The sequence below is a fragment of the Frigoribacterium sp. CFBP 8754 genome, assembly GCF_014841815.1.
GTDB lineage: Bacteria > Actinomycetota > Actinomycetes > Actinomycetales > Microbacteriaceae > Frigoribacterium > Frigoribacterium endophyticum.
This window is the reverse complement of sequence record NZ_JACYUO010000005.1, coordinates 146,272-172,587: the sequence shown is the minus strand read 5'-3', so window position 1 is coordinate 172,587 and position 26,316 is coordinate 146,272. Positions and strand designations below refer to the sequence as shown.

Genomic DNA, 26,316 nt, shown 5'->3' with positions numbered 1-26,316 from the left:
GACCCGACCGGTGGTTCCCGGAAGAGCCCCGCTGCGCACCGCGCAGCGGGGCTCTTCCGCGTTCGCGGGCGAGGCCGACGAACGGTGTCCGGTCAGGCTGTCAAGCACGTTTGGGGCGGGATGTACCCCTCCGGCCCAACCCGGGCACCGTGCGGGAGCGCCCGGTCGAGAGTGGCCGCAACCACAGAGCGGCCGCTCCCCCGGCGGCCGACCGACCATCCCGAGAGGTCTCGACATGAGCGACACTGACCACACCGACGGCACTCCGTCGACCCCCCTGTACGACCAGGCGGCCGGTTCGACGTCGTCCCTGGGCGACGTCACCGGTCAGGGCGACCCGTTCGACTCCGTCGTCGCGGGCACGTCCGCCCCGGGCGCCACCACGACCGGCACGGGCTCCGGCTCCGGCTCAGGCGACTCGTCGGGGACCGGCGGGGCCGACGCGGCCAAGGGCGAGGTGAAGGCCGTCGCCGGCGACGCGGCGGACTCCGCGCAGCAGGTCGCGGGCACCACGAAGGAGCAGGCCGGCAAGGTCGCCTCCGAGGCGTCCGGCCAGGCGAAGCAGCTCTTCGGCCAGGCCACCTCCGAGCTGAAGGACCAGGCCGGCGCGCAGCAGCAGAAGGCGGCCGAGGGCCTCCACGCCGTCAGCCAGCAGCTGACCTCCATGGCCGACTCGAGCGACACCGGGCTCGCGCAGGACCTCGTCCGGAACCTCAGCGGCCGCGCCCACGGCGTCGCCAGCTGGCTCGAGGGCCGCGACCCCGGCACCCTGCTCGACGACGTCAAGCACTACGCCGCGCGCAAGCCCGGCACCTTCATCGCGATCGCCGCCGTCTCCGGCCTCTTCGCCGGACGCGTCGTCAAGGCGCTGACGGCCGAGGCCAAGAGCGAGCACGCGAGCGACGCGGGCTCGACGGGCACCGGCACCGCCTCGACGACGCCCGCGGGCGTGACGAGCCGCACCGCGCCTCCGGCCGGCGACGCGACCATCACCGGCCCCGTCGCGGGCGAGTACGACGTCGTCACCGAGGGCGACGTGCCCGGCTTCGGCACGACCACGAGCTCCAGCACCCCGGGCACCTTCCCGGGCGAGGGGGCGACGCGCCCGTGACCGACGCCACCTTCCCCGGCGGCGGCGTGCCCGCCGGCGGGCCCACCCCCGGCGTGCCGGACCCGGAGGACCGCGCGGCGACGACGTCGCTGGGCGACCTCCTCGGCAGCGTCACGAGCGACATCTCCACCCTCTTCCGCCAGGAGGTCGACCTCGCCAAGGCGGAGCTGACCGAGTCGGCCAAGAAGGCGGGCAAGGGCGCCGGCATGTTCGGCGGAGCGGGCCTCACCGGCCTGTTCGCCCTGCTCTTCCTGTCGCTGGCTGCGATGTGGGGCCTCGGCGAGCTGATCGGCCTGGGCTGGTCGTCGCTGATCATCGCCGTCGTCTACGCCGTCGTCGCGCTCGTGCTGTTCACGCGCGGACGCAAGGAAGTCAAGGACATCACGGGGGCGCCGAAGACGGCCGACTCCCTCAAGAAGATCCCCGAGACCGTGAAGCCTGGAGGCCACTGATGAGCACCACTGACGAGAACAAGACCCCGGAGCAGATCCGGGCCGAGATCGAGCGCACCCGGGCGGGCCTCGGCTACGACGTCGACGCCCTCGCCGACAAGGTGAACCCGACGAGCATCGCCCACCGCCAGACCGACAAGGTCAAGGGCAAGTTCAGCAGCGTCAAGGAGTCCGTCATGGGCACCGCGCACCACGGCACGAGCAGCGTCTCCGGCGCCGCGTCGGGCGCTGTCGACTCCACGAAGGACACCGTGCACCAGGGCGTCCAGACGGCGAAGGGCAACCCGCTCGCCGTCGGCCTGATCGCCTTCGGCGCCGGCTGGCTCGTGTCGTCGCTGATCCCCGCCTCGGACACGGAGCAGGAGCTCGTCGCCCAGGCGAAGGAGCAGGCCGGCCCCGCCGTCGACGCCGTCAAGGGCGCCGCGCAGGACGTCGCGCAGAACCTCAAGGAGCCCGCGCAGGAGGCGTTCGCCAGCGTCAAGGACACCGCCCAGGAGGCGGCGGGCACCGTCAAGGACGAGGCCCGGTCGGCCGCGGGCGACGTCAAGGACAGCGCGCAGCAGTCGAAGGACACGGTCCAGGGCGCGTAGCGACCCGGCTCCGCCGACGAGGTGGCCCGGCCCGCCCTCCCCACCATGGTGGGGGAGCGGGGCTGGCCACCTCGTCTACGTGCGCGGCGTGCGTCGCGCGCGTCGCCGCAGCGAGGTGACGCGTCCTGGGCCCTCGCGTGCCCGCAAGACCCAGCAAGCGTCACCTCGATGGTGGTCGCGCGGACGCAGCGACGCCCTGCCTCGCGGGAAGCGTGTGCACGTCGCGAGGCAGGGCGTCGGGCAGCGTCGGGGGGACGACGCCGCCGGGGCACCGCCGGGGGGAGCGGTGCCGGTCAGGGGCTCGGCTAGCTGCCGAGGACGATCGACCCGGTCTGGGTGCGGATCGTCGAGGTGTGGGTGGCCAGGCGGCCGAACTGCGCGCGGACGTAGCGGCCGAGCGAGGTGCGCGGCACCGACGGCGAGACGTACGACCCGACGAGGCGCTCGGCGCCGCGGGTCGACGACACGTAGCTGCCGACCGGCTCGTCGCGGCGAGCGGTGCTGGTGTACTGGCCGCCCAGCGGGAAGGGCTGCGCGGGGGCGGCGGTGCGGGTGTGGTTCGTGCTCATGGGGGCCTCCTCGGCGTGCGGGGCGACGAGGCGGCACCGTCGGGTCGGGTGGCGTTCCTCGTCACCGTCGGCGTTGCCTCTACCCTAGCCCTAGTTTTGAATCATTCAAGACAACGATCGAACTGCACAGCGAGACCCCAGGAACCCGCGCCCGCCTCGTGGGCGCACGGGGGGCGGCGCGGGTCCCCGGGCCCGGGGCGACACGAGCGGGTCAGAGCACCTTCGAGCCGATGAGCTTGGCGAGGTAGGTCACGTCGAAGGCCCCGCGGAACTCGAAGTGGACCATGCCCAGCCCGCTGAACCACAGCGTCAGCTCGGCGTCGAGGTCGAAGGTGCCGGCCGTCTCGACGGAGAACGCCTGGATCTTCGAGTACGGCAGCGAGGTGAAGTCGCGCTTCTTGCCCGAGATGCCCTGCACGTCGACCGCGATGACGCGCTTGTCGGTGAAGACGACGAAGTCGCGGATCGTCTTGGCGGCGACGAGGAGCACCTCGCCCTCGAGGAGCAGTCCCTCGATCTGCGGGCGCACCTCCGAGGGGTCGATGTGGCTGAGCTTGAACACGGAGCTGGACGAGAAGTCGATCATGCTCGCACGCTACCGAGCGCGGAGCCCGGCCCCGGGGAGGCGCGACTAGCGTGGGGCGGTGACCGCGCCGACCCAGCCCCGAGCCCCTCGTGAGACCCGCTCCTTCGCCCCGCCGAGCGGGCCCGTCGTCGGCCTCGTCGACGGCGACGTGGTGCGGGTGCTCGGCGTGCCGTACGCGGAGGCCGAGCGCTTCGAGGCTCCCCGACCCGCGACTCCTGCGGTCGACGCCGACGGCCGGGCCGTGCCCTACGAGGCCTTCTCGCGCGCGCCCGCCTCGCCGCAGCTCTCGTCGCGCACCCTCAGCGCCCTGATCGAGGGCGCGAGCGACGGCATGGTCGACTCCGAGCGGTGCCAGGCGCTGTCGATCACGCTGCCCGCCGACCTCGAGCCGGGGGAGTCGCTGCCCGTGATGGTGTGGATCCACGGCGGCTCGTACGTGACGGGCGCCGGCGACCTCGGCGTCTACGACCCTCGGGCGCTCGTGGCCGAGCAGCGCGTCGTCGTCGTGACGGTGACCTACCGCCTCGGCATGCTGGGCTTCTACGGCGACGGCGCCTCGGTGCCCGCCAACCTCGGGCTGCTCGACCAGGTGGCCGCCGTGCGCTGGGTGCACGAGAACGTCGCGGCGTTCGGCGGCGACCCCGACCGCGTGACGCTCTTCGGCCAGTCGGCGGGCGGCGACTCGGTCGCCCACCTGATGATCAGCGAGGGTGCCCGGGGCCTCTTCCGCCGCGCGATCGTGCAGAGCGCGCCGCTCGGCATCACCCGCGGCCGCTCGCGCATGAACCGAGCCATGGTGGAGGCGGTGGGGACCCCGCCCCGGAACGCCCCCGTCGCGCAGGTGCTCGCCCTCCAGGCCGCGGCCGAGAAGGCCGCCCGCCGGTTCGGCCTCCGCGGGGGCATGGCGTTCGGGCTGCAGTACGGCCAGGCGCCCCTGCCCGCCGAAGCCGACCGGGAGGCCGCGTGGCGCGAGGTCGCGCCCGACGTCGACCTGCTGATCGGCTCGACCAGCGAGGAGACGGGCCTGTTCTTCGCGTTCGTGCCGGCACTGGAGCGCCTGGCTGCGCTGCCCGTCGTCGGGCGGGTCTTCCGGCGGTTGCTCGTCGGCGCGACCACCCACGCGATCTACGGGCGCGACGCCCGGGCGTTCGCGGCGCGGCACCGGGCGGCCGGCGGTCGGGCCGTCCGCTACGAGCTCACCTGGGCCCCGGAGGGGGCCGTCTTCGGAGCCGCGCACGTGACCGACGTGCCGCTGCTGCTCGGCGGCGTCGACAGCTGGGGGCACACGATGCTCGTCGGCGACGCCGACTGGGCCGACGTCGACCGCCGCGGGCGGCGGGTGCGCCAGATCTGGGCCGACTTCGCCCGCACCGGCACGGTCGCGGCGGACGCGGGGGCGGGGCTGCAGGGGACGATCCGCCTCTTCCGGAGCTGACCTGCAGCGGCCTCCCGCGCCTCCTGCGCCTTCTGCGCCTTGCGCATGACGGGGTCGTGGGCCGGTGCCCCCGCACCGGCCCCCGACCCCGGGCCGACCGCCCCCCGGCGGCCGACCACGGCCCGGCGCCCCCGCGCCGAGCCGGGTCTCGTCAGCCGCGCGTGCCCGCGGCGATGATCGCCTCCACGGCGGGGATGAGCCGCAGCGGGGTGTCGTCGGTGAACTCTGTGACCCCGGTGGAGACGTGCACCCAGCTGTCCGCCACGACCACGTCGATCCAGCAGCCCGTTCCCTCGTCGGAGATGCAGCCCGCCGTGGCGCGGTCGGCACCGGCCACCTCGACCGGCCTGCCCGGGAGAGTCGCGGTGCCGGGAGCCCATCCGCCACCGGTCACCCACCGGACGTCGAGACTGCTGAAGGAGTAGCTCACCGACGCGTCGGGCAGGACGGACCACGAGCAGTGCCCGTCCGTCAGCTGCGTCGTCTCGATGCCCGTCTCCGTGGTCAGGGACGCGTGATCGACGACCGGCTCGTAGTCCACCTCGCCGACGGCGCGGCTGAGCTCCTCAGAGCTCGGCGCCGCCTCGCAGCCCGCGAGCTGCCAGGCCCCCGCCGGCACCTCCCAGGCGGGCGGAGGGGTCGCCGCCGCCAGCTGCTCCACCAGCGCCGCGACCACCGGCCGCACGGCGTCGACCGAGGCGGTCGACGCGTACGTCACGGGGTCGACCACGCTGCTCGACGTCTGGAACCACCACGGTCCGACGACGACGGAGGTGTTGCACGACGACGCCCCGGGGTCGCAGGCCGCGGCGGAGGCGTCGCCGAGGCCCAGGCTCGGCAGCCCCGACTGCCTCAGCCCGGAGATCCACTCGAGGCCCCGATCGCCCGCCGGGACGACGGTGACCGAGACCCGGGACTGCTCGTAGGGATCGCCCGTCGGGGTCCACGTGCAGGTGAGGGCGCCGGCCTGCCGGTAGGCAGCGGTGGCCGGCCGGAACTGCCCGGGCCCGAGGTCGACCGGCGTCGCGGTCGCGATCACGCCCGTGACCCCGATCTGCCCGCCGAGCGTCGCGCAGTCCACGTCGTACGCGGGCCGCGGCACCGGGTCCTGCTCGGGCGCGGCCGGAGTGAAGGTCGGGGTCGCCGTCGCGCGTGGCGTCGCCGAGGGCTCCGGGGTGCTCGTCGGCGAGGCCGGCGCGGCCGCCTCGAACGGCGAGGGCAGCACGAGCGCCAGGGCGCCCGAGGCGCCGCCGATGCCGAGCAGCGCCACGAGGCCGAGGGTGAGGCCGAGGTGCCGGCGGGCCCACGGGCGGGGCTTCGCGGGGGGCTCGGCCGCCGCTCGCTGCAGCACCTGCTGCTTCATCGAGACGAGCATGCGGTTCAGGTCGTCACCGACGGGGGGCTCAACGTCCATCGTTCGTCACCGCCTTCCTGAGTCGGGCGCGGCTCCGGCTCACCCGTTGGGTGAGGGAGCCGACGCTGATGCCGAGCGCCTTCGCGGCCTCGGCGTAGGAGCGTCCCTCGATGAGGCACAGCTCGATGACCTGCTGGTCGAGGGGACTGAGGGCGTCGATCTCGGAGCGCACCCAGCGGAGCCGCTCCCGCGCCTCGGCCGCGTCCTCCTGGTCGAGGTCGGCGAGGTCGAGCGGCAGCTCGTCGGCGGAGTCACGGACCCGCTTGCGACGGAGGTTCATCGCGTGGTTGCGGCACGCGACGAGCAGCCAGGGCAGCAGCGACCCGTCGTGCAGCACGATCTCGGCCGACCGTCGCCACATCGTCACGAGCGTGTCCTGCACGACCTCCTCGACGTCCATGCGGCTGTCGACCAGTGCCCACGCGTACCGGGTCACGGCCGGCGCGTAGCGGTCGAAGATCGTCGACAGCGCGTGCCGGTCGCCCGTCGCCGTGCGTCGTACGAGATCGGAGTCGCTCTCCGTCGTCAGGTCCATGTCCACCCCCCTCACCTAGGAATGTCGCCGGAGGACGGATCCTGACGAACTCGTGCAGATCTCTTCAGCAGGCCCTGGGGGAGGCGCGGTGCGCGCCCGGCCCCGCCCGCGCCTCCCGCGGTCAGGTGAACTGGATCGGCGTGCCGACGGGCAGCGTCGCCAGCGCCTGCGTCATCGCCGCCGACACCCGGACGCACCCGTGCGAGGAGCCGGTGGGGTCGGGGTAGTAGTGGATCGCCGTCAGCGCGGAGTTGCCGCCGTAGCCCGCCAGCAGCGGCGAGTGCGCGCCGGTCAGCGCGATCGGCTGGCCCTGCGTGTAGCCGATGCTCGGGTCGACGTAGTTGGCCTCCATGTAGGTGGCCGTCCCGGCCGGCGTGGGGTCGTCGGGGGAGCCGAGGCGAGCGACCTCCTGGGCCGAGACCGCGCCGTCCTGGTCGAGCACCGAGATCACCGAGCTGGCGTTGTCGACGAGCACCGACTGCGTCGCGGGGCTGAGCGTGAAGTCGGCCGCTCGTGCCCACGCGAACGTCGCGCTCGGGGCGGCGGCGACCCCGCCGTCGCCGGGCGTGGCGTTGCGGGCGGGCGTCGCCACGAGCACCATGCCGCCGTCGAGGCCCGGGCTCGTGCCCCAGACCGCGGTGGCGGCGGGGCGGTTCAGCGTCGGGACGGTGGCGCCGAACGTCGCGACCGGGGCCGCGTCGGCCGAGGGGCTCGCGTAGAGGGCGACGAGCGCGGCTCGCGGGGTCGCGATCGTCCACTGGTTGGTCGGCGTGAGGTCACCGCCGTCGAGCAGCTCGGGCACGACCGCGTCGAAGAACGCGAGCGGGAGCGCGGCCAGGGCCTCGGGCGAGGGAGGCGCGGGCACGGCCGCCGGGGCCGGCGCGGCGGTGGGGCTCGGGCTGGGCGTCGGCGCGGCGGCGGGCGCGGAGGTCGGCGCGGCGGCGGGCTCGCCGCGGGTCACCGCGACGGCGACGGCGCCCGCGACGACGAGGGCCAGCGCGGCGGCGCCGGCGAGGACGGCGGTGCGGCGGGGGAGGCGGCGGGGTGCGGCGGCGGGAGTGGAGGCGGCCGCGGGCGTGCCGGCGTCGGAGGTGCCTGCCGCGACGGTGCCGGCCGCGGGGGCGGCCTCGGGCGTGCCGACGTCCGCCGTCCGGTCGGGGCCGTGCGGGGCGGGGGGCGTCGCGTCCGGTGTCTCGTCCACAGTGCGTCCAGTCTGCCCGGCGAGGGGCCGGTCCGGGCAGAACGAGAGTGATCTGTGATCTCGACCCGCGACTCCCGCGTCCCTGCGCTCCTCCGCCGCGGATCCCTCTCAAAATTGAGAGGGCGCCTACCGGGCGAGCGCGGTCAGCTCGGCTCGGGTCGCGGCCCCGGCCTTCCGCAGCAGGTTCGAGACGTGGAACTTCACCGTGTTCTCGCTGATGCCGAGCGCCTGGGCGATCGACCGGTTGCGCGCCCCCGACGCGACGAGCCGCAGCACCTCGCGCTCGCGCGGGCTGAGGACGACCGACTCGTCGAGGCTGCCCGGCTCCGCGGGCGGGTCGAGCGGCAGCGTCACGGCGACGTCGCTGCCCCACCCCGGCGTCGACGCCACGTCGAGCGAGCCGTCGAGCGCCGCGACCCGCTCGGCGATCGGCCGCAGCGAGTCGTCGTGCACCGTCAGCTCGCCGGCCCCGTCGTCGCGGATGCCGATCAGCAGGTTGAGCCCGTCGCAGTCCCACTGGATCCGCACCCGGCTCGACCGCCCGGAGTCGACGAGGGCGAGCACGGCGCTCCGCACGATGGCGCGCGCGGCGTGGGCCACCTCGCCGGGCAGGGCCCGGCCGGTCGCGGGCGGCTCGACGAACTGCACGTCGAGGTCGCCGAACCGCACGAGGGGCCGCAGGTCGTTCCGGAGGCGCGCGAAGGCCCCGACCACCGGCTCGAGCAGCAGCGAGCGCTGCTGGTCGGTCTCGGTGCGGATCTCGACCATCGCCGAGGCCGCGATCTCGGTCGCGAGCGTCCGGGCGGCGCGGTCGTCGAGCCGGGTCGAGCGGAGCGTCGCGAGCAGCGACTCGAGCGTGAGGGCCTGCCGGTCGACGAGGTCCGACACGGCCCGGGCGTGCTCGACCACGAGGGCCCGGCTGGCGGGGGAGGGCAGCGGCAGGTCGTCGTCGGTCACCCGCCCGACCCTACCCGCGCCTCCCCGACCTACCCGTTCGGGCAGGTCGCCCCCACCGGACGGACGGCCCCGGGGAGGCGCGGTGCGCGTAGACCAGGAGCCATGCCTCCCGCAGACACCGCCGACCACCCCGACGCCGCCGTCCCCGCCGTCGCGCTCGACCTCGTGCGCGCCGAGGTCGACCGGACCGTCCGTGCCGTCGTCGACACCGACCCCGACGGCCTCGCCGCCGTCGCCGACCTGCTCTCGGGGGCGCGCCGCGTCTTCGTGCACGGAGCCGGCCGCTCGGGCCTGGCGCTCCGCATGACGGCCATGCGCCTCATGCACCTGGGCCTCACCGTCCACGTCGTGGGCGAGGTGACCGCGCCGGCGATCGGCGAGGGCGACGTGCTGCTCACGGCGAGCGGCTCGGGCACCACCGGCGGCATCGTCGGCGCGGCCCGGTCGGCCGTCGACGCCGGGGCCCGCGTCGCCGCGGTCACCACCGACGACTCGTCGCCCCTGGCCGAGGTCGCCACGGCCGTGCTGATCGTGCCCGCCGCCGACAAGCTCGACCGCTCGGGGGCCGCCTCGGCGCAGTACGCCGGCGGCCTCTTCGAGCAGGTCGTCGTGCTGGTCGGCGACGCGCTGTTCCACGCCCTCTGGCAGCGGTCGGGCCAGAGCGCCGACGACATGTGGCCCCGCCACGCCAACCTCGAGTAGCCGCGCCGCGCCTCCTCGACACCCCCTCACCCCACCACAGAAGGAGCACCACATGAAGCTGCAGTTCGCCATGGACACCCTGACCACCGACGCCGCCCTCGAGCTGGCGGCCGCCGCCGCCCCGAGCGTCGACATCATCGAGCTCGGCACCCCGCTGATCAAGGCGGAGGGCTTCCGCGCCATCACCGCGATCAAGGAGGCGCACCCCGACAAGATCGTGTTCGCCGACCTCAAGACGATGGACGCCGGCGAGCTCGAGGCCGACGAGGCCTTCAAGGCCGGTGCCGACCTGGTCACCGTGCTCGGCGTCGCGGGCGACAGCACCATCGCCGGTGCCGTCAAGGCCGCGAAGGCGCACGGCAAGGGCATCGTCGTCGACCTGATCGGCGTCAGCGACAAGGCCGCCCGCGCCAAGGAGGTCGTCGCGCTCGGCGCCGAGTTCGTCGAGATGCACGCCGGCCTCGACGAGCAGGCCGAGGAGGGCTTCACCTTCGAGAAGCTGCTCGAGGCCGGCCGCGCCTCGGGCGTGCCGTTCTCGGTCGCCGGCGGCGTGAAGGCCGCGACGGTCGGCTCCGTGCAGGACGCCGGCGCGCAGGTCGCCGTCGCCGGTGCCGCGATCTACTCGGCCGACGACGTCGCCGGTGCCGCCGCCGAGATCCGCGCCGCGATCAAGTAACGGCACCACCGCCTCCGCGCTGACGAACCCCGTCCTCGCCGAGGAACCACGCCGCGGCGTGGTTCCCGTGCGAGGACGGGGTTCGTCGTGGGCCGACGGCGTCCTAGCCTGGGGCGATGACCGAGCCGACGCCCGCCCCCGCGACCCCGCCCGCGCCTCCCGAGCCCGGCATCTACCGCCACTTCAAGGGCGCCCTCTACGAGGTCGTCGGCACCGGGCGGCACAGCGAGACCGAGGAGCCGCTGGTCTTCTACCGCAAGCTCTACGACGACTACTCGTTCTGGGTGCGCCCCCTCGCCGACTTCGTCGCGCACGTGACGCGGGGCGAGCACGACGGGCCCCGGTTCACCCGCCTGCACTGAGCTGCCCCGGTTCACCCGCCTGCACTGAGCTGCCCCGGACACATTCCGGCCTGGGCATGTGCCGCGAGGTCGAGGCCGCACAGGGGTTTGCCAGGAAGCCGGTCGGTCCCGTTCAGGCCGGCCGTGCATGCTTGCCGCTTCGTCTGCGCGTACGCCCTGTCCCCCGCGGGAGCGCGGACGAAGGAACGGGCCCTGAGCCCTGCCGCACCACCGACACCGACCCCGTCACGCCGACGCGTCCTCGCGCCGTCTCGCCCGAACCTCGGGAGCCTGCCCCCGCAGGCCGGAGACGCCGTGCCCCGAGATCCGGAGGGACCGTCCGACACCGCCAGCGCGGTGATCGCCCCCGTGTGACGCGTGCCCGCTCCCTCGAGGAGCACCCGGACCCCCTCCGGAGGCGCGGGTCGGCCGAGCATTGGACGACATGACCCCCGAGAACACCAGCGCCACCGTGCCCGCCGAGGGCACGAGGCCGACGGCCCCCGCCGCGGCCGCCCCCACCCGCCGCGAGCTCGCCTCCGCCCGTCGCCGCACCGCTCGTCGCCGCACGATCGCGATCGGCTCGATCGCCGCGGTCGCCCTCGTGACCGGCTCCGGCTTCGCCCTCGTGAACCGAGCTCCGTCGGCCGAGGCCGTCGCCGCCGCTCACGCCGCCGAGACCGAGAGGCAGGAGGACGCCATCGCGTCGGCCCTCGCCGACGCCCAGGCGAAGGCGACTCTGGACGCCGCGTCGCAGGTCGTCGCGTCGTCGCAGGGCAAGGTCGACGCGTCGGCCCTGCAGACCAGCGTCGCCTCGCTCGCCGACTACGAGTCGCTCGACGCCGACACGCTCGCCGACCGGGTCGCCGCGACCGTCGACAGCGCCCGCACGGTGCAGTCCGCCGCCGCCGAGGCCGACCGCCAGGCGGCCGCCGCGGCCGCCGCCGCCGCAGCGGCCGCCGCCCAGGCGGAGGCCGACCGGCAGGCCGCCGCCGCCGCGCAGGCCGCCGCCGACGCCGCCGCGGCCCTCGCCGCGCAGAACACGCCCGCCGGCGCCAAGGCCACCGCGCAGGCCCTCGCCTCGTCGAAGTACGGCTGGGGCAGCGACCAGTACGGCTGCCTCGTGAACCTCTGGACCAAGGAGTCCGGCTGGAACTACCAGGCCTACAACCCGAGCGGCGCGACCGGGATCCCGCAGGCCCTGCCGGGCAGCAAGATGGCCACGGCCGGCAGCGACTGGGCGACCAACGCCTCGACGCAGATCGCCTGGGGCCTCGACTACATCAAGCGCGCGTACGGCACCCCGTGCAGCGCCTGGGGCCACAGCCAGTCGGTCAACTGGTACTGATCGGTCCGGCCTGACCCGCTCACGGCGGGGCGCCTCCCTCGGGAGGCGCCCCGCCGTCGTCGTCCCGTCCGGCGCCGGCTCGGCGTGCGGGGCTCGGGAGTCGGCGGGCGAGTGCGACCCCGCCGGGCGACCGTGACGGCCCGTCCCGGTCGCACCCGCCCGCCCGGCGTCGACCCTCAGTCCTGCGGCGGGATGGTCTTGAACTCGTCCTCCTCGCGCGGCACGGGCACGAGCGCGGTCGGGGCCGGGCCGGGCTCCGACGCGCCGTCGCCGGGGGAGGCGGGCACGGTCACGGTCGGCGCGGGCGTGGGCGCGGGCGTCGCGGGCTCGGGAGTCGCGGTGGGGCTGACGGGGCTCGGCGTCACCTCGACGACCGGCTCGTCGTCGCCGCAGCCGGCGAGCACGACGGCTCCGAGCGCCGCCGTCAGCAGCACGGTCGCGACCTTCGCCTGTCCCCTCATGCGCCGAGCCTACGCATCCGCCGGGGGAGAGGTCGAGGAGGCGCGGGTCGCCCGGACACGGTCCGGTCGCCCTGGGCAGGATGGGCGCATGACCCCGCCGGAGCCCCGCGACGACTCCGAGGCGCGTCGTGCGGCGCGACCCGCCGCGCGGCCCTGGACGCTGCGGACCGCCAGCGCCGCCGACGTGCACGACATCGCCGTGTTCCAGACCGAGACGTGGCGGGAGGCCTACCGCGACGTCGTCGACCCGGCCTACCTCGCGGCGGTGGGCGTGCCCGAGAGGGTGGCCTCGTGGGGCCTGCGCATCGCCTCGCCGGCGCGGCACGTGGTGGTCGCCCGGGTGCGCGACGCCGCGGGGGACACCTCGGGCGACGACGCTGACGACACCCCGGGCGACGATGCACGGGGCCCCTCGGCCGACGACGCGCGCGGCGAGGTGGCCGGCGTCGTCAGCTGGGCGCACGGCGACCTCCGCCACGACCCGTTCGACCTCGACCTCGTCGAGCTGACGACCCTCTACGTCGGCGCCGCCCACCGCGGCGGCGGCCTCGCCGACGCCCTCCTGCGGGAGGCGCTGGGCGATGGTGCCGCCTACCTCTGGGCCTTCGAGCGAAACGCCCGGGCCCTCGCGTTCTACGCCCGGCACGGGTTCGTCGCCGACGGCACGCGCAAGCTCGACGTGCCGACCGGCGCGTGGGAGCGGCGACTCGTCCGCCCGCCCCGCCCCGCGCCCGGCGTGGGCTAGGACCGGAGCCCGCACCGCGCCTCCCGCAGGCTAGGCCCGCGTCGACCAGCTCGCACCCACCAGCTCGCACCGACCAGCCCGCGTCAGACGGCCGCGACCAGCGTCCAGGCCCCGCCGTCGCGGCGCAGCACCCGGCCGCTGAGGACGTCGGCGAGCTCGCCGACCGTCGCCTCGACCACGGCACCGACGGCCACCGCCACGTCGTCGTCGGGCGAGGTGTAGCGCACGACGAGCTGGGGCTCGCCGCGGCTCAGCAGGATGTCGCGCGCCTCCACCGTCGTCAGCTCGGCCGCGGCATCGGCGGCGCGGGGCAGCAGCTCGTCGGGGCGGGAACCGGGGCGCAGGGTGCCCACGGAGAGGGCGACGCGGTACGAGGGCATGCCCCGATCCAACCGCCGACCCCTGACAGTCGAGCCGCGGGATGTCGGTCACCGGCACCGGCAGCGCGGCCCCCGGGAGGCGCGGGTCAGCCCAGCGCGGAGGCCGCGTCCCCGGCGGCGACGGCGGCGCTGCCGAGCGGAGGCTCGGGGACGACGCGCATGCCCGTGGTCGTGGTCGCCGTCGCGAGCATCGCGTCGACCCAGGCGCGGTTGATCGCGGCCATGCGGCTGCCGGCGTAGACGAAGCGGAGCGGGATGGACTCGTGCACCCAGAGCACGTGGCGCCCCTGGCCCGAGCCGTCGGCGTCGCGCCAGGTGAGGGAGAATCCCTCGTGCCGGCGCAGCTTCGCGACGACGGCGAGCTGGAGGTGCGCGAGCGTCCGGTCGACGGCCGTGCGGTCCGACCCGTAGAACAGTGTCCCCAAAACGTGCTCCTCCTCAGCTCACTACGGTAGATGCCCGCCCGGGCATGGACGGCTCCGGTCTCGACCCCTTGACACCGTCGAGACCCCCGCGCTAGTGCCTCCGACGCCGTGTCACGAGCCCGTGACGGGGCCGACACGTGCCCGACCCCGGGGCCTGGCATCATCGGCGCATGCGCCGAACCGCCACCGCCCACCTCGACCTCGACGTGGCGGGCCCCGCCGAGCTCGTCCTCTCGATCGCCGCCGCGCGCCTGCCGGGCACGGAGCTCGACGAGCAGCTCGTCGTCACGCTCGACGGCGAGCCCGTCGACGTGCGCGAGGTCGACGACCGCCACGGCACGCGGCTGCACCTCTGCGAGGTGGGCCCCGGCACGGTCGTCGTCGACTACCGGGCCACCGTGACCGGCCACGCCGACGCCCCCGAGCGCGACGAGATCGACCTCGTCCGCTACCGGCGACCGAGCCGCTACTGCGAGTCGGACACCCTCGCCCCGACCGCCCGCGCCGAGTTCCGCGGTCTCGTCGGGCGCGGGCTCCTGGCCGCGGTGAGCTCGTGGGTGGGCGCCCAGCTGGCGTACGTCCCGGGCGCGAGCGCCCCGACCGACGGCGCCGTGCAGACGCTGCTCGACCGGCGGGGCGTCTGCCGCGACTACGCGCACCTCGTCGTCGCCCTGCTGCGGGCGCTCGACGTGCCCGCCCGGCTCGTGTCGGTCTACGCGCCCGGACTCGCGCCGATGGACTTCCACGCCGTCGCCGAGGCGTGGGTCGACGGGGCGTGGCACGTCGTCGACGCGACGGCCCTCGCCCCGCGGCAGACGCTCGTGCGCATCGCGACGGGGCGCGACGCGAGCGACACCGCGTTCCTCTCGAGCTACGGCGCGTACGTGGGGCTGCGGTCGATGACGGTCACCGCGGTGGCGGACGAGCTGCCGCGCGACGACGTCACCGCCTTCGTGACGCTCGGCTGAGCGCGGCGGCCGACCCGCGACTCCCTCAGGTCGTCAGCGTCAGCGTCAGCGGCACCGGCAGCGGCAGCGTACGCGGCAGCGTCCGCGCCCCGGACCGTCGGCGGCCCGGAGCCGTCGATCGCCCGCGTCGCCGGCTCAGTCGCGCCCGGCCTGCGGGTCGTCGGCGTCGTGGGCGAGCTCGGCGCCCTCCTCGGAGCGCTCGGCGGGCTCGTCCTGCAGGGGCCCCGCGGGCCACGACGACGGCCCGGCCGAGCCGGCCGGGTACTCGTCGAGGGCCACGGCCCCGCTCGACCACGCCTGCACGACCGGCGTCAGGATGCGCCAGCCCTCCTCGGCGGAGTCGCCGCGCACCGACAGCGTCGGGTCGTCGTCGAGGATGCCCTCGAGCACCTCGCCGTAGGCCGTCAGGTCCGACGCGCCGAAGACGGCCTTCAAGGAGGCGCGGGAGAGGTCGTACGCGTCGCCCGGCCCGTTCACGTTCAGCTCGAGCGACATCTCGTCGGGGCTGATCGCGATGCGCAGGCGGTCGGGCTCGCCGCCGCCGACGAACTCGCGCGGCACGTGGGCCGGCGGGCGGAAGGTGATGACGATCTCGCGGCGGCGCGAGGCCAGCGCCTTGCCCGAGCGGAGCAGGATCGGCACGCCGGCCCAGCGCCAGTTCTGCACCTCGACGACGACCTCGGCGAGCGTCTCGGTCTCGAGCGACGGGTCGACGCCCTGCTCGTCGGCGTACGCCGGCAGCTCGCGGCCGTCGACCGAGCCGGCGCCGTAGCGGGCCCGGCGGGTGTGGCGCGTCGCGTCGTCCTGCCAGATGCGGGTGGCGCGCAGCACGAGCTCCTTCTCGTCGCGGAGGTCGGCGGCGGTGAGGGTCGCGGGCGCGTTCATCGTCAGCACGGCCATCACCTGCAGCAGGTGGCTCTGGATCATGTCGACCATCGCGCCGGCGTGGTCGTAGTAGCGGGCGCGGTTCTCGAGCGCGAGCTCCTCGTCGTAGACGATCTCGACGCTCTCGACGTGCTGGTTGTTGAGCATCGGCTCGATGAGGCGGTTCGCGAAGCGGAGCCCGAGCAGGTTGAGCACGGTCGACCGGCCGAGGAAGTGGTCGACGCGGTGCACCTGGTCCTCGGGCACGAGCTTCAGCACCGAGCGGTTGAGCGCCTTCGCCGACGCCAGGTCGGTGCCGAAGGGCTTCTCGAGGGCGAGGGCCGTGCCGTCGGGCAGGTCGACCTCGCGCAGCGCGGCGCAGGCCTTCTCGGTGATCGCCGGCGGCAGGGCGAAGTAGATCGAGGGCGGCGAGTCGCAGGCCTCGAGGAGCGTGCGCAGCCCCTCGGCGCCGGTCACGTCGGCCGTGACGTACCGCGTCGACTCGAGCAGGGCGTCGACGGCGGGGCCCGAGGCGTCGACCGACGCGAACGAGTCGCGCACGCGCTGGGTCCACTCCTCGGCGGTGTACTCCTCGACGCCGGCGCCGATCAGCTGCACGCGACGCTGGGGCTCGTGGGCGAGCAGCCCGCCGAGGCCGGGCATGAGGAGGCGCGAGGCGAGGTCTCCGCTCGCCCCCAGGATCAGCAGGGTCGCGGGGCCGTGGGCCGACGAGCCGGCCTTGGCGGCCGTCTCGGTGTTCGCAGTCGTCATGTCGTGCACGCTAGACCGCCGGGTCAGGCGCGGCGCGTCGGCCGCACGGAGACGACCTCGGCGGTGGCGCCGTGCGGCAGGTCGACGACGAGCCGCACCGCGTCCGCGACCGACCCCGGCTCGAGGTAGAGCGCGGTGTCGTAGCGCCCGCCCTCCTTCTCGACGAGCTCGCGCTGCATGTCGGTGTCGACGCGGCCCGGGTGCACCGAGCTGACGCGCACCCCGTGGGGGCGCTCCTCCTCGCGGAGGGCGTCGGTGAGGGCGCGCAGGGCGAACTTGCTCGCGGCGTAGGTGCCGCCGCCGGTGCCGGCCGTGAGGCCGGAGCCGCTGTTGATCGCGACGACCGTGCCCTCGGCGGCCCGGAGCGCGGGGAGCAGCTGGCGGGTCAGCTCGGCGACGGCGAAGACGTTGACCTCGAAGACGCGGCGCCAGTCGTCGCGCGTCGTCGACTCGACGGTGTCGCCGCCGATCACGCCGGCGGCGTGCACCACGACGTCGAGGCGGTCGAGCTCGGGGGCGGCGAAGGCCGGCCCCGAGAGGTCCGCGACCCAGGCCGAGGCCGACGGGAGCGACGCGACGACCGCGCGCACCGCCTCCTCGTCACGGCCGTGCACGACGACGTGGTGGTCGCGGGAGAGGTCGCGGGCGACGGCGAGGCCGATGCCGCGGGTGGATCCGGTGACGAGGGCGGTCTTCATGCGGCCAGTCTGCCGCGGGCCCCCGACGGCGGGCCCGCCGCGACCTGATCCGCGCCAGTTCCCCTGATACGTGTGGATACCTGAGGCAGGGTATCGCAAGGTATCTCAGCTCAGGAGGAACGCCGGTCCCGCGCCGACAGCCTCACTTGAGCGGGTCGTTGCCCCAGTTCATCAGCGACCAGCGCCACTTCGTGTCGGTCACGTCGCCGTCCGGGCGCTGCTTCGAGTGCCGCGCCACGTAGCCGTGCACCTTGGCCATGTGGGCCCAGTCGTCGTCGGTGAGGTCGGCCTTCTTCGTGTGCAGGATGCGCACGATGTGCCGGCCGCTCTCGTGCCCGACCGACTCGCCGCCGGGCTCGGAGTGCTGCCCGACCTCCTTCGACTCGTCGGTCTCGAGCCACGCCTCCAGCTCCGACGCGGTCATCGTCACGTCGTCGTGGAAGTCGTCCCAGGTCGTCTGCCGGTCGTCGTCATCAGCCATGCTCCGACACTGCACCCGTGGCGGCGGCCTGTCCGCGCCGGGTGTCGTGTCGACGCCCCGGATAGATGACGGCTACGGCTTGACGACGGGGATCGGGCCGGTGAGCTGGGGCACCTCGCGGTCGCTGAGCAGCCAGTGCTCGCCGGAGGCGGTGATCAGGAAGGCGAGGGGCCCCGGTCGGCAGACCACCAGGGCGCCGCCGGACTGGTGCAGCACGCTGTCGAGGGCGCCGCCGAGGTCTCGGTCGTCCTCCGAGCCGGCGGAGGAGAGGACGGCGCAGCGGCCCTCCGCCCCCATGGCGGTCAACAGGCGGCGGAGGCCCTCGGGGTCGCCGAGGGAGGGCGCGACGCTGTGGGCGGCGGCCATGTCGACCCAGTCGGTCGACTCGGTGAGCGCCGCGAGGCGGTCGGGCGACGGGTCGGTGTCGCCGACGGCGAGCGACCGCAGGTCGTCGCGGCGGTCGGGGGCCGCGAACGCGTCGAGCGCCGCGATGACAGGCTCGGGGAGCAACGCCACGGGAGTCCTCCTCAGGTCCGGAGCGACCATCCTCCCACTCCGGGAGGGGTCTCGTCTCCGTCGCGTGGCCGAGGAGGCGGGGGTCGCCTCGTCGCTACAGTGGAGCGACCCTGCGCCCCGACCGGACGGACCGACGATGACCTTCCCCTCCTACCCGGGCCAGCCCGGCAGCGACGACCCCCGCCAGGGCCTCGGTCAGCAGCCCGCGTACGGCCAGCAGCCGTGGGCGGGCCAGCCGAACTCGTACGGGCCGCCGGCCCCGCAGCGCACCGACGCCGACCCGTCGACGCCGTACATGTGGGCGATCGCCGTCACGCCGCTGCTCAGCCTCCTGACCCTCGCCTTCGTCGACATCTCGTCCTACCTCGACGAGAGCCTCCGCCTCGCCGAGGCCGGCAGCACCGCGACCCCCTCGTCGCCCGGCATGCTCCTGGCCCAGCTCGTCAGCTGGGGCCTCTACGCCCTGACCGTCGTGCTGGCCTTCTTCGACTGGCGCGCGCTGAAGCGCCGCGGCGTCGACCGTCCCTTCGCGTGGCCGTGGGCGTTCCTCAGCGTCGTCTACGTCATCGGCCGTGCCGTCGTGGTGAAGCGCCGCACCGGGCGGGGCGTGGCGCCGATGGTCGTGTACCTCGTCCTGAGCGTCGTGAGCGTCGTCGTGTCGGTCATCATCGTGGGTGCGGCGCTCGCCGAGTTCCTGCCCCAGGTGGCGGAGATGACCCCGGCTCCCTGACCCCGGTCACCCGACCCGCGACTCCTCAGGTCTCCGCGCCTGCGAAGATGACCGGGTGAACGCCGCCCCGCAGCCCGCCCTCGGTCTCCTCCTCGACGTCGACGGGCCGATCGCCAGCCCCGTCACCCGCAGCATCGCGCTGCCCGAGATCACGCGCGACCTCGTCGTGCTCGCCGCGGCGGGCACGCCGGTCGTGTTCAACACGGGCCGCTCCGACGCCTTCATCCGCGACGAGGTCGTCGGCGAGCTGATCGCCGCCGGCCTCCCCGCGGGGGCCCGGGTGCACGCGGTCTGCGAGAAGGGCGCGTCGTGGTTCTCGATCGGGCCCGAGCACGGACCGACGGGCATGAGCGAGGTGCAGGTCGACGCGAGCCTCGCGATGCCCGCGGACTTCGCCGACGAGATGGAGGCGCTCGTCGCGAGCGACTACGCCGACCTCGTCTTCTTCGACCGGACGAAGCGCGCGATGGTCTCGATCGAGCAGCTGACGACCGTCGAGTCGGCCACCTACCTGGCCCGCCAGCGCGACTTCGACGAGAGGGCGATGGAGGCGCTGACCCGCCGCGGCGCCGGGGTGCGCCGTCTCGACGACGTGCGGCCCGACGCCGCCGGCGCCGTCCAGTGGCGGGTCGACCCCACGATCATCTCGACCGACATCGAGTCCGTGCGGCTCGGCAAGGACCTGGGGGCGGAGCGAGCCCTCGAGCTGCTCGCCCTCGACGGCCCCGCACCGCTCGCCTGGCGCACCGTCGGCGACTCGCGGAGCGACTACGCGATGGCCGACTGGCTGCACGAGCACGGCCACTCCGTCGCCCACGTCGACGTGCGGCCGGCCGACGGCGTCCCCGTGAAGCCGTACGCCGTGCTGACGAGCGCCTCCGGCCTCATCCACGACGAGGCGGGCGCGGAGTTCCTCGCCGGCTGGGCGAGCGCGCTGTAGCCGTCACGCTCGTCGACACGGCGGCCGCACGCCGGGCCTCGTCCCCCGCGGGCAGGAGGCCCCCCCGGGCGCGGCCGGACTGACGGGCCGGTAGCGTCACGGTCATGGGGATCTGGTCTCGGCTCGTCGGCGCGGCGTCGAGCGACGTGCCCGCGGAGCTCGTCGTCGTCGTCGACCGGGAGAGCGTGTCGATGGGCGACGACGCCCGGACGCACCGCCGCGAGCTGCGGGTCCCGGCCGGGTCGCTCGTGAGCGACGTCGTCGAGCGCAGCAGCCCCGACGTGCGCGCGCAGGGCTGGTCGTGGGTGGCCGTCGTCGACGGCACCGTCGTCGCCGTGTGGTCGGTCGACCACGGCGTCGCCCTGCTCGTCCCCGACGGGCCCCTCACCGCGCCGGACCCCTCCGGGGTCGTCCAGGTGCGCTTCCGCTACCTCGGCCAGCTCGACCCGGCGTGGCTGCACGCGCGCCTCGCCGAGGGCGCGCCGCTCGACCAGGACGCGCTCGACGCCGAGTACGCCCCGACCGCCCGGGCGGTGCTCGAGCGCGAGCGTCGCGAGCGCGAGGCCTCGACGACCGTGCGCCTCCTGGGCCCGACGTCCGTTCGGGCGCTGGAGCGCCTCGGGGCCGTCGTCGACCTCCACTCCGACGAGCTCTGCCGGTTCGACGTCGGCGGCGTCGCCTGGCAGGTCGAGCTCCGCGACACCATGACGGTCGTCTTCGGCCGGGGGCACCGGTCGCCCCTCGCGTCGCTGCGCCCGGTCGGCCTCGCGGAACGCTGGGTGCTGGCGGCCCTCGCCGGCGACCGGCGCGCCGCCGACGGCCTCGACCCGCTGCCTGACGCGCCGGTGCGCGCCGGGGCCGAGCCGGTGGATCTGACGGTCGCGGGCAGACCCCGTGCCGTTGACGGCTCGTCGGGCGCGGCCGTCGCGCAGCTGGCGGACGCCGGCGACGTCGGGCCGCTCGACCTCGTCCTGGGCCGCGACCTCGACGAGGTGGTCGCCCTGTTCGGCCTCGCCGGCCCGGGCGCCTGAGGCAGCCGTCGCGCCGTCGCCCGTCCGCGCGGCGAGGCGCCGGTGCGCCCGGGGGACACCGCAGGGGGTGACGTCGTCACCCGGACGGGTGACAATCCGGGCGAGCGGAGCGGGCGTCAGGCCCGGCAACCCGGGGCAGTCGCCACCCGGACGGGGGACATGCCCCCCGTCCGGGGGGCTAGTGTGCTCCGAACGCCCCTGTACTGTTCATCGAAGTCGACGTGCGGTCCCCCGAAAGGCCCACACGACGACCGGGCCACCCTGCAGCCGGACCACCCCTCCGGCCGACACCCCCTGGTGCCCCCACGGACGACCAGCACGACCGGCCGTCCGACGTGCCCCCGCCCCGGGGCCGTCGCCCCTCGTCGCCGGAGTCGCCGACGCCCTTCACCGGACGTCCGGCGCGCTCACCCCGCTCCAGTCGCCCGGTCTCCCCAGCCCGAACCTGGAGAAGCACACGCATGTCCCGAACCATGCGCGACGTCCCGCGCACCACCGGCACGACCGACGAGAGCCCCCGCCGCGGCGGCGGGCCCGACGACACGCACGACACAGCCTCCCGAGCCGTCGTGCGGCACCTGACACCCGACGTCGTCGAGCCCGCCGCCCGCACCCGCCGACCCGTGTCGGCGCAGCGTGAGGCCGTCCGCTCCCGGGCGGAGGGCACGCGCAGCCACAGCCCCGTCATGGTGCTGCTGGTGCTGGTCGCGACCCTCGGCATCCTGCTCTACGCGCAGTTCCTGCTGAACCCCAGCAACCGCGGCGACCTGCTGCCCTACTCGATGATCATCGTCGCCGAGGCGATCCTCGTCGTGCAGGCGCTGCTGGCCATGTGGACGATCCTCTCGGGCGGTCAGGACCCCCGCGACTTCGACTTCCACGCCACGCAGGACACGCTCTTCGACGAGGCCGAGATCGAGCGACGCGGCCTCGAGGGCACCCCGCACCTCTGGCCGATGGTCGTCGACGGCCGCGAGGTCACGGTCGACGTCTTCATCACCGTCTACGGCGAGGAGCTCTCCAAGATCGCGACGACGGTCAAGGCCGCGCTGGCGCTCCGGGGCGCCCACCGCACGTGGGTCCTCGACGACGGCCGCAGCGACGAGGTCCGCGACCTCGCCGCCGCCCTCGGCGCCCGCTACATCCGCCGCCTGAGCAGCAACGGCGCCAAGGCCGGCAACGTCAACCACGCGCTGGCCATCGCCAAGGGCGACTACTTCGCCATCTTCGACGCCGACTTCGTGCCGAAGGAGGGGTTCCTGCTCGAGACGGTGCCGTTCTTCGTCGACGAGAAGGTCGCCTTCGTCCAGACCCCGCAGACCTACGGCAACCTGACGAGCCTCGTCAGCCGCGGCGCGGGCTACATGCAGACGGTCTTCTACAAGTTCATCCAGCCGGGCCGCAACCGCTTCAACGCCGCGTTCTGCGTCGGCACCAACGTCATCTTCCGCCGCGAGGCCATCGACGAGGTCGGCGGCATCGACACCGACTCCAAGTCGGAGGACGTCTGGACGAGCCTGCACCTGCACGAGGCCGGCTGGCGCTCGATCTACATCCCGCTGACCCTCGCCGTGGGCGACGCCCCCGAGACCATCGAGGCCTACAGCAAGCAGCAGCTCCGCTGGGCGACCGGCGGCTTCGAGATCCTCTTCCGCCACTTCCCGCTCAGCCCGCGCCGCCGCCTCACGATGGACCAGCGCCTCCAGTACTTCGTCACCGCGACGAACTACCTCACCGGCATCGCGCCCCTGCTGCTGCTCCTCGTGCCGCCGATGGAGATCTTCTTCGACCTCCGCCCGATGAACCTGCACATCTCGGTGCTGCAGTGGTTCCTCTTCTACGCCGGCTTCTACCTCATGCAGATCGTGCTCGCGTTCTACACGCTGGGGTCGTTCCGCTGGGAGGTGCTGATGCTCGCGTCGGTGTCGTTCCCGATCTACGTCAAGGCCCTCTGGAACGTGCTGAGCGGCAAGGACGAGGCGTGGAGCGTCACGGGGCGGGCCGGCAAGGTCTCGTCGCCCTTCAACTTCATCATCCCGCAGGTGCTGTTCTGGGTCTTCCTGTCGCTGACGAGCCTCGTCGCCATCGTGCGCGACGTCGACAACGGCGTGCTGACCCTGGCCACGGTGTGGAACCTCCTCAACACCGGCATCCTCACCGCCTTCATGGTGGCCGCCAGCCGCGAGGCCCGGGCCATCAAGCGGTACGCCCGTGCGGCGAAGCGCGGCGAGCTGCCCGAGCCCGAGGCCCTCGTGCTCCACGACGAGACGCCCTCCGCCGCCCCGACCCGCACCCAGGTGTCGCGGCCCGCCCCCCGCTCCGCGGAGGAGCTGCGCGAGCTGCAGGAGCTGCGCCACCTCGCCGACATGACCCCCAGCGACGACCCCGAGCAGGCCGCCCGCGACGACGAGCGCCACGCGATGCTCGTCGGCGCCCAGGCGCTCGCCACCCGACGCGGCCGCCGCGAGGCCGCCCGCCGCACCGACGACACCGACGGCTCGACCGCCGAGAAGCAGAAGCAGGAGGTCACCTCATGACCTGGATGAACCGACTCAAGCTCACCGCCGGGATCCTGGTCGTGCTGGTGCTCGTCGCCGGCTCGACGATGATCTTCACGCAGCGCCAGCAGCAGGCCATCAGCACCAGCGCCGAGATCGCGGCCCAGGAGTACTCCGTGGGCTCCGACTACAGCGGCACCATCACGCAGTCGTTCGTCGAGAACGGCGACACCGTGAAGGAGGGCGACACCCTCTTCGAGGTGCAGAGCCTCTCGCTGCTGCAGGACATCGACAAGGGCCTCGTCACCTACGACACGGCCACCTACTCGGTCGCGGCCGACGGCCTGCTCACCCTCAAGGCCGCCGTCGACGGCACGGTCGCCGACGTCACCCTCAAGGAGGGCAGCTTCGTGCAGGCCGGCGCCTCGCTCGCCACCATCGACAAGTCCGACACCCTGTTCGTCCGCGCCGACTTCGTGCTGACGCCCCGTGACTACGAGCGCATCGTGCCCGGCGCCGTCGTCGACCTCCAGCTGCCGAACCAGACCTCGGTCGTCGGCACCGTCTCCGAGGTGACCGTCGAGACCCAGGACGGCAGCGCCGAGACGACCCTCCAGGTCGCCAGCGACGAGCTCGTCCAGGGCTCCTTCGGCGGGCTCGTCAGCCCCGGCACGCCCGTCACCGCCAAGCTCCACCTCCGCGACGACGGCGTCCTCGCGGGCCCGACCGACGCCGTGCAGGGCTTCCTCCGACAGATCGGCATCTGACCATCAGCGCACGCACTCCCCGCCCCGCCGCCTCCCGCCTCCTCTCGGGCGTCGCCCTCGCCGCCGCCGGAGCCCTCGTGCTCGCCGGCTGCACCAGCGGCAGCGCGTCGCCCGACGGCGGCACGGCCACGCCCGACGACTCCACGCCCCCGACGGGCGGCGTGTTCCCCGCGTCGCAGGTCGACCCGCTGGTCGAGGCCCTGCCGCAGGAGTCGGTCGGCGACGTGCCCACGATGCGCCTCGCCGACGGCCTCGTGCCCCCGACGAACAAGTGGTTCTCCGGCCTCGTCTTCGGCGACGCCCCCATGCCGGTCTTCCCGTACCCGATCTCGTTCCAGCTGACCGACGACGGCGTCGCCGCCGGCATGCCGCAGCCGGTCACCTCGCCCACGGCGATCGTCGGGCCGGCCCTGCCGGACGTGACGCTCGACCTCGGCGCGACCGAGTCCGTCGTCAGCGCGTACGACGAGGTCTCCGTCACGGTCGAGCACCGCGACGGCGACGCCGTGCTCGGCCACACCGTGGTCGCACAGGGCTCGCCGACCGTGTCGTACACGGCGGCCTCGGCCCAGACCGACACCCTCGGCGCCGCGGTGACGGCCGCCGGCGACGGTCGCGGCACGATCGAGGTCGGCGACTCCACCTGGGGCGTCGTCGTCGACGGCGGCACGCTCGACGGCACCAGCGTCGACCTCGACGAGGGCGGCAGCGTCGTGCTCGTCGCCATCCCCGCCGGCGCGTCGTCCGAGCAGGTCTCGACCGTGCTCGACGCGGCCGCCTCGCCGCTGACCGGCGTCGCGACGTCGTGGTCGTCCTCCGGCGAGGGCGACGACGCGGTCACGACCACCGAGCTCGCCTACGCCACGGCCGCGGGCGGCGACACGCTCGTCGTCGCGGCACCCCACCAGGGGCAGACCGCGAAGGTCTCCGGCGGCACCGACACCGGCCTCCGCTACGAGACCGTCTACGGCACCGTGCCCCTGGCGGTCGGCAGCTCGCTGACCTTCGACGCGCCGACCACGGCGCCCGCCACGAGCCTCGACCTCGGCAGCCTGACCGACGAGCAGAAGACCGCCGTCGGCGAGCAGCTGACGAAGGACGTCGCGGCCCTGCCCACCTTCGCGGCCGACACCTACTTCGGCGGCAAGTCGCTCTACCGGGCCTCGATGCTCTGGCAGCTCGCCGTGCAGCTCGGCGACGACGAGTCGGCGGCCACCCTGAAGAAGGCCATCGTCGACGAGCTCGACCTGTGGACGGACCCGGCCGGCTGCGAGACCCGCGACCAGGAGTGCTTCGTCTACGACCCCGCGGTGAAGGGCGTCGTCGGCAAGGCCGTGTCGTTCGGCTCCGAGGAGTTCAACGACCACTACTTCCACTACGGCTACTTCCTCTACGCGGCCGGCGTCATGGCCGCCGACGACCCCGAGCTCGCCGAGCGCTGGCAGCCCGTGATGGACCTGCTCGCCGCCGACATCGCCTCCGGCGCGCAGAACGGCTCGTTCCCCGACCGCCGCGCGTTCGACCCCTACTGGTCGCACAGCTGGGCGAGCGGCTACTCGCCCTTCGCCGACGGCAACAACCAGGAGTCGTCGTCCGAGGCCGTCACGGCCTACTCGGGCCTCGCCCTCTGGGCCGCCGCGAGCGGCGACGCCGCCCTGGGCGACGAGGCGTCGTGGATGCTCAGCGCCGAGACGCAGTCGGCCCTGGCCTACTACGTCGCGCCCGACCTCTCCGACCCGGTCTTCGAGGGCTTCGACCACGAGGTCGTCTCGCTCAACTGGGGCGGCAAGCGCGACTACGCCACCTGGTTCTCGGCCGAGCCCTCGGCCATCGCCGGCATCCAGCTGATCCCCCTGTCGCCGACCTCGATCGGCTACCTGGGGTCGGAGCCCGCGGGAGGCGCGGAGAAGGTCGACGCGCTGGTCGCGGAGGCGGCCCCCGACGGCTTCGCCGGCGCCCTCGGCGACTACGTCCTGATGTACTCGGCGCTGGCCGGGCCCGACGCGGCCGCCTCGGCGCTGACCACGCTCGAGGCCCTGCCCGACACGGCGATCGACAACGGCAATTCGCGGTCGTACGCCATGGCGTACATCCTGGCTGCCGGGGCGGCCTCGGCGGGCTGAC

At 74.5% G+C, this 26,316-nt stretch carries 29 protein-coding genes; 16 read left to right on the top strand and 13 right to left on the bottom strand.

Annotated elements, in window-relative coordinates:
- Window positions 1-235: 235 nt before the first annotated feature.
- From IFT72_RS13770 to IFT72_RS13760, 3 genes are read left to right on the top strand one after another with little or no spacing between them, the layout of a single operon-like run.
- Window positions 236-1,111 carry a CsbD family protein gene (locus IFT72_RS13770; protein WP_192046764.1) on the top strand — a complete coding sequence of 292 codons (876 nt, stop codon included), beginning with the start codon at window positions 236-238 and terminating at the stop codon, window positions 1,109-1,111.
- The gene (locus tag IFT72_RS13765; protein WP_369814278.1) at window positions 1,108-1,563 is read left to right on the top strand and encodes a phage holin family protein; all 456 of its coding nucleotides are present in this window, start codon (window positions 1,108-1,110) and stop codon (window positions 1,561-1,563) included. Before IFT72_RS13770 ends, IFT72_RS13765 begins: the two co-directional genes overlap by 4 nt.
- A complete protein-coding gene (locus IFT72_RS13760) occupies window positions 1,563-2,153 on the top strand; it encodes a DUF3618 domain-containing protein (RefSeq protein WP_192046763.1) in 591 nt (196 codons plus the stop codon). The genes IFT72_RS13765 and IFT72_RS13760 overlap by 1 nt, the downstream gene beginning before the upstream one ends.
- Before the next feature lie 305 nt (window positions 2,154-2,458).
- Here IFT72_RS13760 and IFT72_RS13755 read toward each other — a convergent pair whose 3' ends face one another.
- The gene (locus IFT72_RS13755; RefSeq protein ID WP_056057693.1) at window positions 2,459-2,722 is read right to left on the bottom strand and encodes a hypothetical protein; all 264 of its coding nucleotides are present in this window, start codon (window positions 2,720-2,722) and stop codon (window positions 2,459-2,461) included.
- A gap of 211 nt (window positions 2,723-2,933) precedes the next feature.
- Complete coding sequence (locus IFT72_RS13750; protein WP_192046762.1) at window positions 2,934-3,308, bottom strand: PH domain-containing protein; 375 nt, start codon at window positions 3,306-3,308, stop codon at window positions 2,934-2,936.
- A 58-nt stretch (window positions 3,309-3,366) separates the two neighbouring features.
- Between IFT72_RS13750 and IFT72_RS13745 the strand changes: the two genes are divergently transcribed.
- Window positions 3,367-4,743: a carboxylesterase family protein gene (locus tag IFT72_RS13745; RefSeq protein ID WP_185230507.1), complete on the top strand. Its 1,377-nt coding sequence runs from the start codon at window positions 3,367-3,369 to the stop codon at window positions 4,741-4,743.
- Between the two features lie 151 nt (window positions 4,744-4,894).
- Here IFT72_RS13745 and IFT72_RS13740 read toward each other — a convergent pair whose 3' ends face one another.
- The 4 genes from IFT72_RS13740 to IFT72_RS13725 form a co-directional block, all read right to left on the bottom strand.
- Window positions 4,895-6,157 (bottom strand): hypothetical protein, encoded by a 1,263-nt coding sequence (locus tag IFT72_RS13740; protein WP_192046761.1) that lies wholly within the window; start codon window positions 6,155-6,157, stop codon window positions 4,895-4,897.
- Entirely contained in the window at window positions 6,147-6,692 is a 546-nt protein-coding gene (locus tag IFT72_RS13735; RefSeq protein WP_056057682.1) for an RNA polymerase sigma factor, read from the bottom strand. The genes IFT72_RS13740 and IFT72_RS13735 overlap by 11 nt, the downstream gene beginning before the upstream one ends.
- 121 nt (window positions 6,693-6,813) lie before the next feature.
- On the bottom strand, window positions 6,814-7,893 hold the full coding sequence (locus tag IFT72_RS16740) for a L,D-transpeptidase (RefSeq protein WP_192046760.1): 1,080 nt from the start codon (window positions 7,891-7,893) through the stop codon (window positions 6,814-6,816).
- A 126-nt stretch (window positions 7,894-8,019) separates the two neighbouring features.
- Window positions 8,020-8,850, bottom strand: coding sequence for a LuxR C-terminal-related transcriptional regulator (locus IFT72_RS13725; protein WP_192046759.1), 831 nt, complete (start codon window positions 8,848-8,850; stop codon window positions 8,020-8,022).
- 102 nt (window positions 8,851-8,952) lie between these two features.
- Between IFT72_RS13725 and hxlB the strand changes: the two genes are divergently transcribed.
- From hxlB to IFT72_RS13705, 4 genes are all read left to right on the top strand, one after another.
- Window positions 8,953-9,552: a 6-phospho-3-hexuloisomerase gene (hxlB, locus tag IFT72_RS13720; RefSeq protein WP_192046758.1), complete on the top strand. Its 600-nt coding sequence runs from the start codon at window positions 8,953-8,955 to the stop codon at window positions 9,550-9,552.
- Window positions 9,553-9,604: 52 nt separating this feature from the next.
- Window positions 9,605-10,228, top strand: coding sequence for a 3-hexulose-6-phosphate synthase (hxlA, locus tag IFT72_RS13715; RefSeq protein WP_167260538.1), 624 nt, complete (start codon window positions 9,605-9,607; stop codon window positions 10,226-10,228).
- Window positions 10,229-10,344: 116 nt separating this feature from the next.
- A complete protein-coding gene (locus IFT72_RS13710; protein ID WP_056057669.1) occupies window positions 10,345-10,590 on the top strand; it encodes a DUF1653 domain-containing protein in 246 nt (81 codons plus the stop codon).
- Between the two features lie 424 nt (window positions 10,591-11,014).
- Window positions 11,015-11,917: a hypothetical protein gene (locus IFT72_RS13705; protein WP_197981520.1), complete on the top strand. Its 903-nt coding sequence runs from the start codon at window positions 11,015-11,017 to the stop codon at window positions 11,915-11,917.
- Window positions 11,918-12,093: 176 nt separating this feature from the next.
- On the opposite strand, the gene IFT72_RS13700 is transcribed toward IFT72_RS13705, so the two are convergent.
- On the bottom strand, window positions 12,094-12,378 hold the full coding sequence (locus tag IFT72_RS13700; RefSeq protein ID WP_192046757.1) for a hypothetical protein: 285 nt from the start codon (window positions 12,376-12,378) through the stop codon (window positions 12,094-12,096).
- 88 nt (window positions 12,379-12,466) lie between these two features.
- Between IFT72_RS13700 and IFT72_RS13695 the strand changes: the two genes are divergently transcribed.
- The gene (locus tag IFT72_RS13695; protein ID WP_192046756.1) at window positions 12,467-13,123 is read left to right on the top strand and encodes a GNAT family N-acetyltransferase; all 657 of its coding nucleotides are present in this window, start codon (window positions 12,467-12,469) and stop codon (window positions 13,121-13,123) included.
- A gap of 83 nt (window positions 13,124-13,206) precedes the next feature.
- Here IFT72_RS13695 and IFT72_RS13690 read toward each other — a convergent pair whose 3' ends face one another.
- Both IFT72_RS13690 and IFT72_RS13685 read right to left on the bottom strand, forming a co-directional pair.
- Window positions 13,207-13,503 (bottom strand): hypothetical protein, encoded by a 297-nt coding sequence (locus IFT72_RS13690; protein ID WP_056057658.1) that lies wholly within the window; start codon window positions 13,501-13,503, stop codon window positions 13,207-13,209.
- Between the two features lie 86 nt (window positions 13,504-13,589).
- A complete protein-coding gene (locus IFT72_RS13685; RefSeq protein ID WP_192046755.1) occupies window positions 13,590-13,928 on the bottom strand; it encodes an ATP-dependent DNA ligase in 339 nt (112 codons plus the stop codon).
- Between the two features lie 170 nt (window positions 13,929-14,098).
- On the opposite strand from IFT72_RS13685, the gene IFT72_RS13680 reads away from it, so the two are divergent.
- The gene (locus IFT72_RS13680) at window positions 14,099-14,896 is read left to right on the top strand and encodes a transglutaminase family protein (RefSeq protein WP_192046754.1); all 798 of its coding nucleotides are present in this window, start codon (window positions 14,099-14,101) and stop codon (window positions 14,894-14,896) included.
- A 135-nt stretch (window positions 14,897-15,031) separates the two neighbouring features.
- Here IFT72_RS13680 and IFT72_RS13675 read toward each other — a convergent pair whose 3' ends face one another.
- The 4 genes from IFT72_RS13675 to IFT72_RS13660 form a co-directional block, all read right to left on the bottom strand.
- Window positions 15,032-16,531 (bottom strand): glucose-6-phosphate dehydrogenase, encoded by a 1,500-nt coding sequence (locus IFT72_RS13675; RefSeq protein WP_082514619.1) that lies wholly within the window; start codon window positions 16,529-16,531, stop codon window positions 15,032-15,034.
- 23 nt (window positions 16,532-16,554) lie between these two features.
- A complete protein-coding gene (locus IFT72_RS13670) occupies window positions 16,555-17,229 on the bottom strand; it encodes an SDR family oxidoreductase (RefSeq protein WP_192046753.1) in 675 nt (224 codons plus the stop codon).
- Window positions 17,230-17,371: 142 nt separating this feature from the next.
- Window positions 17,372-17,710, bottom strand: a complete 339-nt coding sequence (locus IFT72_RS13665; protein WP_056057644.1) for a DUF3140 domain-containing protein — start codon at window positions 17,708-17,710, stop codon at window positions 17,372-17,374.
- Window positions 17,711-17,782: 72 nt separating this feature from the next.
- Complete coding sequence (locus IFT72_RS13660; RefSeq protein WP_056057641.1) at window positions 17,783-18,226, bottom strand: hypothetical protein; 444 nt, start codon at window positions 18,224-18,226, stop codon at window positions 17,783-17,785.
- A 136-nt stretch (window positions 18,227-18,362) separates the two neighbouring features.
- On the opposite strand from IFT72_RS13660, the gene IFT72_RS13655 reads away from it, so the two are divergent.
- The 6 genes from IFT72_RS13655 to IFT72_RS13630 all read left to right on the top strand — a co-directional run bounded on the left by IFT72_RS13655 (window position 18,363) and on the right by IFT72_RS13630 (window position 26,315).
- Window positions 18,363-18,956 (top strand): hypothetical protein, encoded by a 594-nt coding sequence (locus IFT72_RS13655; RefSeq protein WP_185230485.1) that lies wholly within the window; start codon window positions 18,363-18,365, stop codon window positions 18,954-18,956.
- Between the two features lie 55 nt (window positions 18,957-19,011).
- The gene (locus IFT72_RS13650; RefSeq protein WP_192046752.1) at window positions 19,012-19,896 is read left to right on the top strand and encodes a hypothetical protein; all 885 of its coding nucleotides are present in this window, start codon (window positions 19,012-19,014) and stop codon (window positions 19,894-19,896) included.
- A 104-nt stretch (window positions 19,897-20,000) separates the two neighbouring features.
- Window positions 20,001-20,927, top strand: coding sequence for a hypothetical protein (locus IFT72_RS13645; RefSeq protein ID WP_192046751.1), 927 nt, complete (start codon window positions 20,001-20,003; stop codon window positions 20,925-20,927).
- Between the two features lie 461 nt (window positions 20,928-21,388).
- Entirely contained in the window at window positions 21,389-23,464 is a 2,076-nt protein-coding gene (locus IFT72_RS13640; protein ID WP_244634536.1) for a glycosyltransferase family 2 protein, read from the top strand.
- A complete protein-coding gene (locus IFT72_RS13635) occupies window positions 23,461-24,192 on the top strand; it encodes an HlyD family secretion protein (protein ID WP_185230479.1) in 732 nt (243 codons plus the stop codon). The genes IFT72_RS13640 and IFT72_RS13635 overlap by 4 nt, the downstream gene beginning before the upstream one ends.
- 77 nt (window positions 24,193-24,269) lie before the next feature.
- Window positions 24,270-26,315: a glycosyl hydrolase gene (locus IFT72_RS13630; RefSeq protein WP_192046750.1), complete on the top strand. Its 2,046-nt coding sequence runs from the start codon at window positions 24,270-24,272 to the stop codon at window positions 26,313-26,315.
- Window position 26,316: the final 1 nt, after the last annotated feature.